The 681-nt window shown below is 46.8% G+C and carries 1 protein-coding gene; it reads right to left on the bottom strand.

Annotated features, from left to right (window positions below; genetic code table 11):
- Positions 1–305 precede the first annotated feature (305 nt).
- The coding region (locus tag QMG93_RS34970; protein ID WP_281944513.1) for an IS110 family transposase at positions 306–681 on the bottom strand (376 nt) is incomplete at its 5' end.

Genomic DNA, 681 nt, shown 5'->3' on the forward strand with positions numbered 1-681 from the left:
GGACTTGTACCAGACGTTCGGGAATTGTATGCATAAGGAAATAAAGGTATCCAGTTCAAATACCATATAACCCCAATTCCCTGCGCATACTCTCCATCTATCCCTGGGGGTTCGCCCTCCCATGTCTCAACGGGTTTTCCCCTTACATTCCTTCGTTACACCTACCCAAGGGATGGAGGCCGACAACTCTTTGAAAACGGGTCTGTGCCCTCTAAGCGGAAACGTAGTCGGTACTCCGCGCTTTCTTTGTAGAATCCTGCGAATGAGCCAAATGACGATGAATGTTACGTTGGTTTAAGGATTACTTATGCAGCTAAGGTCTTTACTTTTTCCGGTAGATAGGTTTGGTTATCCTTTGCTAGGGCAACTAGGATGCGAGCGAGTTTTCCACAAAGCTTCATCAAAGACTGCATTCCCTTCATTTTCTTTACATGCTTATTGTGTTCGTGGAGTGCTTTAAATTCCGGGTTGGCAGCGACTAGATGCAAAACGGTTAAAAATAAGATGCGACGGAGACCGGGTCTGCCACGTTTGCTAATGGTTACTTCTCCTTTACGAAGCCCTGAGCTATTCTCAGATAGATGTAAACCGGCCAACCGAAGAAGCTGCGATCCGTGCTGGAATTGTCTAAGATCACCGGCTTCGCTATATAAGGTAGCCAGCGTCATATCGCTGATCCCC

The sequence above is a fragment of the Paenibacillus tyrphae genome (genome assembly GCF_027925525.1).
In the GTDB taxonomy this organism is placed as follows: Bacteria; Bacillota; Bacilli; order Paenibacillales; family NBRC-103111; genus Paenibacillus_G; species Paenibacillus_G tyrfis_B.